Source organism: Microcoleus sp. C2D2, assembly GCF_036702495.1.
Classification (GTDB): Bacteria; Cyanobacteriota; Cyanobacteriia; order Cyanobacteriales; family Microcoleaceae; genus Microcoleus.
The window spans coordinates 1-4,688 of record NZ_JAUBTO010000287.1; the positions used below are offsets into that span (position 1 = coordinate 1).

4 protein-coding genes and 1 pseudogene are annotated in these 4,688 nt (G+C 43.0%); 2 read left to right on the forward strand and 3 right to left on the reverse strand.

The genetic code is table 11. The annotated features are described in order from the left end of the window. Window positions 1–149 precede the first annotated feature (149 nt). Window positions 150–391: pseudogene (locus QUB61_RS37955) on the reverse strand (DUF255 domain-containing protein); the annotation flags it as partial. Between the two features lie 127 nt (window positions 392–518). Here QUB61_RS37955 and QUB61_RS37960 point away from each other — a divergent pair. Continuing rightward, the gene (locus QUB61_RS37960) at window positions 519–2,093 is read left to right on the forward strand and encodes an outer membrane protein assembly factor BamB family protein (RefSeq protein ID WP_333136455.1); all 1,575 of its coding nucleotides are present in this window, start codon (window positions 519–521) and stop codon (window positions 2,091–2,093) included. 363 nt (window positions 2,094–2,456) lie between these two features. Continuing rightward, window positions 2,457–2,954: a 2TM domain-containing protein gene (locus QUB61_RS37965; RefSeq protein ID WP_333136453.1), complete on the forward strand. Its 498-nt coding sequence runs from the start codon at window positions 2,457–2,459 to the stop codon at window positions 2,952–2,954. A 48-nt stretch (window positions 2,955–3,002) separates the two neighbouring features. Here QUB61_RS37965 and QUB61_RS37970 read toward each other — a convergent pair whose 3' ends face one another. Beyond that, a complete protein-coding gene (locus QUB61_RS37970) occupies window positions 3,003–3,344 on the reverse strand; it encodes a hypothetical protein (RefSeq protein ID WP_333136451.1) in 342 nt (113 codons plus the stop codon). Window positions 3,345–3,993: 649 nt separating this feature from the next. Beyond that, entirely contained in the window at window positions 3,994–4,317 is a 324-nt protein-coding gene (locus tag QUB61_RS37975) for a ribbon-helix-helix domain-containing protein (RefSeq protein ID WP_333136449.1), read from the reverse strand. Between the last annotated feature and the right edge of the window lie 371 nt (window positions 4,318–4,688).

Here is a 4,688-nt window from a genome sequence, read left to right on the forward strand (position 1 = left end):
TATATTCTACCATGCTGTGCCTAGATTGTGAACCTTCTTTTTTGCTGTTACCCCGATTTATTGAGCGGATACGAAAATTTGTTATGGCGACAAATGAAAGTCAAATAAATCACATTTACGGTTCAGAGGATGCTCGGGGTATTTTACAGCTTGCGATCGACTTTTACGGGTATAAAGTGCGAATTCATGTATGGGGCGCGCGATCGGAAAATGCTTCTGGTTCCATCACCGTAAACCAGTGACCGCTAGAGTAGCCAATTGACAGGAAAATCGGTTTATTTTCGCGCAGGGCGGTTTCTCAGGCTTCGTCGCACCAAGGCCACCAGTCGATCGAATTTTCGGCGTGTTTCGGCAGGTAAATGCTTTGGGATTGAGCAAGACGGTTGACCACAATCAAATATACTTTAACTCGTGCGGGGTAAGCTGGTCAGTTCTCTAGCAGTTTAGCGCGAGATGTTTTAGTTGAGTTGTTGCCGATAATCATGTTTTAATATTATGGCTGATTATCTCGCTCTAACATGAGTTTATCATCTCGGAGAACCTTCAATCAACAGCTAGGACAATTTTTGCTGAGCGCGGCTGTTCCTCCTGCTGTTCTCAAAATGTGCCAAACAGAATCCTCGAACCAAGCTTTTTTAGAAACTAATCTTAACAATTTTCTGGCGAAAGCAGACCCAGAAATAGAATTATTAGTACCGACATTTTTAGGTAACGACCAGCGCCGCTTCTACGGCAGAGGTGTTCCGAAAAGCTTGAAGTTAATCGACAAATTTCAACTAGGAAGCGGTCGGACTTTTCTGGGAAGGAGGTCTGTAGTTTGGAGCGGCGCGGGTTGGACTGGACAGCCGACAATTACCAGAGACGGGGGAAAAACTTATTTAATTATAGGTTCTTTTGACCACAATTTGCGAAAAATAGATATTGCTACCAATAAAGAAGTTTGGCGCTATAAGTTTGATGATGTAATCAAAGGTTCATCAACGATTTATATCGATGAAAAAGCGAGCGCCGAAAACAGAATTGTGATTGTGCAAGGCAGCCGCAGTGGCGGTGGCGGCAAAAATGTCGTGCCGAGTTTTAGGGCAATATCTTTTAGAACTGGCAAGGAACTTTGGAAATTGGACATCAGGAGAACGCCCAGCTACAGCCGGGATAATGACAGCAGCGCTTTGTACCTCGGCGGTGGCGTTTTGTTCAATGCGGGGGAAAATGCGATCGGCTATTTTCTTGAGAGTTCGACAAGCAAGGTAAAGCTAAAACAAGGAATTAAGCAGCCAAATATATTGTCGGAAGTACAGCTTTATGCAGCAGGAGATATCAGCAAGCACGGCGGCAACTTGGTAGCGGAATCATCGCCATCAAGGCTCAAAGATAGAATATTTATAGCTGCTGGTTCCGGTCATATTTACGGTATTAGCATTGAAACTAAAAAGATAGTCTGGGATTTCTATACTGGTTCAGATTTGGACGGAAGTGCTGTAATTTCTAAATCTGGAAAACTGTTTTGTGCTATTGAAAAACAATACATTCAGGGCAACGGCGGCGTGCTGAAGCTGAATCCAAACAAGGAACCGAATGCCAGTGTCGAATGGTTTTTGCCGACTGGAAATCGCCGACTTTCTAGCTGGGAAGGCGGGATAATTGGCTCGGTGGCGTTGAATGATGAGTACAATTCAGGGGAGTTCCCGGCGCTGTTTGCCACAAATGCGATCGACGGCAATTTGTACATTGGTTCCCAAGATATGATTACAGGTAAAAAAACTGCTGTACCTTGGCGAAAGCAGTCTTACGATACTCCTGTAATAGTGTTTAAAAAAGAGATTGGTTCTTCAATTTCGACTCCGATTTTTACCGATGGTAATAAACTGATCGGTGCGGGATACAATGGTGTTTATTTGTTCAATTTGAACTGGGAACGAGCGAAGTCTGGGGATAAGAATGCTTTGAGGAATGCTAAAGGCGAGTTTTATCATTTAAAAGTAATAGAATCGGGGAGATTTAAACCGGGTTTGTCATTTGAGGCGACGCCTGTAGTTTGGGACGGAATTGTGAGGATTTGTGCGAGGGATGGCTGGATGTATACTTTGGGGTGAAATTGATTTTTGCACCTGTATCAGGAACAGGCAAGATGCCTGTGAAGCGAGAGAATTGACTTATTGTGGAACAGGCATCTTGCGTATCAGGAACAGGCAAGATGCCTGTGAAGCGAGAGAATTGACTTATTGTGGAACAGGCATCTTGCCTGTTCTTAAAAAGGTGTTGAAATCCGCCAATGTCACCACCTGCCGTATCAGGAACAGGCAAGATGCCTGTGAAGCGAGAGAATTGACTTATTGTAGAACAGGCATCTTGCCTGTTCTTAAAAAGGTGTTGAAATCCGCCAATGTCACCACCTGCCGTTTAACTGCGGTTATCTCTATCATAGAAAGGATGTCAGGAATTATAGGAAACTTGTTATGGCGACAAATGAAAGTCAAATCAATCAAATTTACGGTTCAGAGGATGCTCAAGGTATTTTACAGCTTGCGATCGCGCGGCGACAGGATGAAGGGGAATTATCCAGAGTCCAGCTTTTCGAGATTGCGGCGGAATTGGGCATTTCGGAATCGGATATTCTGGCGGCGGAACAGCAATGGTTAGCAACTAGAGGAGAATTTCAAGAAAAGCTGGTTTTTAACAGTTACCGTCGTCGCAAATTGCATAAAAATGTGACAAAATACGGCATTATCAATACTTTTTTAGTTTTGTTTAATCTAGCAGCAGCGCACGAGCTTTCTTGGTCGCTTTTCATTTTACTAACGTGGGGATTGGGATTGTCGCTAAATGCTTGGAATGTTTATCAAACTGAAGGGGAAGATTACGAACAAGCGTTTCAGCGGTGGCGTTTGAAGAAACAGGTGGGACAGTCTATCGGTACTGCGACAGATAAGTTTATGAAGTGGTTGCAGTCTTGATATGCAGTCATTTTTATGGTGCGCCGCGCGCACTTTACGACTTACATCTCATCTTCCTTCGCGGGAATATTCAGTTTTCACATATTGTCTCACCAATGGGGATAAATTGAAAAGCGCTTGATTATCTTGTTCTTGTTTTTCAATCAATACTCGATTTTCCAATGATTGCTGTACATTGAATAAATCGTCCGGCGATAATTGCACATTTTCTCTAATTTGAGAAATTGCAACAGGCTGGATTTCATTCCCGATGCAGCAGATTACCTGTTTCTCTAATTCTGATAAGCGATCGCGCTGCTGCTGCAATCTTGCTTTTAATTCTTCTCCCAAGAATAGCATATCATATTTTAAGAATTCGGTCCCTCGACCGCTAAATAATTCTTGAATCATGGCTGCAACTATTTTCAACCATAAGGGATGGCCTCGATAAGTGTTAATTAGGGTTTCCCATTTCTCCGGTTCTCGTCAACATTTTTCTCTGAGGATTTCGCCGGCTGCTACACCTAAACCGTTGAGTTGTAAGCTGCGAACGCGGGCGTTCGATCTTGTTAATGCGACAATTTATCTAGGCAGTTCCCAGCTATTTAAGATTAATCAACTACTGAAACTGAGATTGGATCAAAAAATTAGCCTGTCGCAAATAGACTTGGATGAATTTATAGAACATCTAGAAGAACTAGAACAAAATCCCAATCAACCTACTATGCAATAAATGAGTTAAATTTTTAAAAAAGTCGGATAATAGCTAGGGTCTAGCTAATGAGAATTGGCTCTCCGCGAAGTTTAACAAATAGCGATTCTGACTCAAACAGATTTTATTAATGGTTATTTTCCTAATTAACTTTTTTTATTTCCGCTCCCACTGTTGGGTCAAAATTTATCGGCTGGTGATGGAATCTGACGATGGGAAATCATTGATTATATCGGACAATAGTTAGAGTAGCGATCGCATATTCTCTCAGCCGTCAAGGGGCGATCGCAAATTCCGTTTTCTGGTGCGATCGAGCTTATCCTCACCGTAAACTATTAAATTTCAGCTTCAGTCTTGCTCGTTGCTGTCGCTTCTCTGCGGTTGCGATCGATCGTCGCTTTGAATTCTCCCCTCAGATTTAGCCTCATCTACTGCTTCTTGAATTAATGTCAACACCATATTCGAGACCGGCCGATAATGCGATTTGGCTAACCGTTCTAGGTCTGCTTTAAGTTCTTCTGGAAGATATACAACTATTCTGGGGAGTTTTGCTGGCAAGGCTGTTATTTGTGCTTTTACTGCCCTATTGTACCTTTTTTTGACCTCTACAGTATCAATTTTACCCTCACGGGTTAACTCGGAGTGCATACCGTAATACTTTAGAGTTGACACAAAACCAAACCCCCACCGCTCAGACTGACGATCGTTCGGTGGGGGCTGAAACTGCCATATTTAGGAGAAACTGTATGATCTCACAGCCTTGCATCAGTTCCTGAACTGCTCCGGGAAGAAATTCCTGACGTACCTCTTGCGGAAGCAACCGATTCGTTTGCTGTTGTGTGGCGTTCCCAAAGCGGTAGACAGTTTCGTTAATCTGTTGCACGTTTTAGGTTTTGCAGAAGTTGGGGAATGGAGCCCGCCTCTACCATCGCCGATACCGGGTGAGGTAATTCGGATTTTAACCCGTTAAGCTGTTTCGCATTTAAATTGTGATAATAGCATTTCCTTTGTTTTTAAGTTTCCGTCCCCATTTGATAACCAAT